1 protein-coding gene is annotated in these 1,487 nt (G+C 51.0%); it reads right to left on the reverse strand.

Going from position 1 to position 1,487, the window contains the following annotated elements; all coding sequences use genetic code 11:
- The coding region (locus tag QCH34_RS12630; protein WP_300334651.1) for a hypothetical protein at positions 1-1,487 on the reverse strand (1,487 nt) is incomplete at both ends.

Consider the following 1,487-nt stretch of genomic DNA (forward strand, 5'->3'; position numbering starts at 1 on the left):
CTTGGTAACCAGCACCTCGGCGGCGGGTGCTGAGAAGAGTTGGAGTTCAACCGTCTGCCCGTAGGGGTTGGTGGTTGTCCATTGGACATCGCCCGTCACGGTACCAGTGGTGCTCTCTTCCTTGTAAGGGAGATCAGTCCAAGCAATTCCAATTCCATTGCTGCCCACGGTCAGGTCACCATTGACATGTCCGATTTCTGAGATTGTATAGCCCGTTGTCGGGGTAATGGAGAGGCTTGATGGGCGGAAGATGGAACGGTAGATCCACGGTTCGCTACCTTCAAGTCGGTCTATCACAACAAAGTATTCCTTGAAGGGGAAAAGCACGGTGCGGTCGTAGTTGATGGGTGAAGAGAGTGAATACGTGGTACCCCAGCTGTCTCCAATCACTCTTGTTATCGTGGCAGTCGCCGAGAGTGCTTCCATCCAGTCGGTCTCAATAATTGCATCCAGTGAAACGGGAGTAATTATGCCATTTGTACTGCCTTTGAATAAACCACGTGCAGTGCTATCCGACCACGATCCCACGCTGAAAGGAACCCTCGGATTTTCGATCATGATTGCGTTGTGTGAGATATCATAGTGTCCATAATACTTGTTAAGTACGTGTTTCTCCTCCCCGCCATCAGCGAGCAAGAGGTCGCCGTGACTGAAGTATTCAAAGGAGAGCTGGTCGTGGTGCATTGCATCCCGATTACTCCGAGTATGGACATTGAATGTTATAAGCGAGAGCCAGTTAGCGTCTCTTGTCCAGTCGCTGCGGAAGACCTGATAAATGGCATTTGCGTTCAGAATGCTGGTATAATCGGATGGCGGAGCGCGAGTGATACTACTGGTGTCTTCGACTGTAAAGTAGTTGAGATAGTCGGAGGATGCACACAATGTCCGGGTGTAGGGGAGTTCGTTTGCAGCGGTGATGCTTTCATGCTGCCAGAGTGCGGCTCCCTTTTCTGAACCGGGCAGCAGATTCACAATAGCATCCAGATACCCTACTTTGACGTTACCGTAGGTGACGTAGTTGTTTTGATAGTGATTTGGCATCGACTCCCAGATCTCTGAAGTGAATGCCCGCTTTGCTTCCGGGTAATCCTCGAAGATGCTGTGGCCATAGAAATGACTGTACGCCTGGAACCAGAGTATGAAGTTGTTAACCACATACCCTTTGTATGCTCCGTTAAGGTGCTTGCCGGAAACCTCATCAAATCCGAACGAAAAGAGGGAGCGGTGGTGGCTATGTAGCAGGTCGTCCTCGAACAGGTAATCAGTGCCGCACCTCAGCCACTCTTCGGGGTTGCCGACGAGGTTGATATTGTTGGGGTTGGTGTAATCTGCAAGCACAAGAGCGGCGACCGCCACATTGGGATATGCCTGTCCATGGTAATCAGCAAATGTCACATACGCTAAGTTTGTCCCATCCTCATTCAGGTCGCGGTATCCTCGATCGATATACGCGGCGAGTTTATCCCGAATGCGGCCATCGGTCGAGG

The sequence above is a fragment of the Methanocalculus sp. genome (genome assembly GCF_029762515.1).
GTDB lineage: Archaea > Halobacteriota > Methanomicrobia > Methanomicrobiales > Methanocorpusculaceae > Methanocalculus.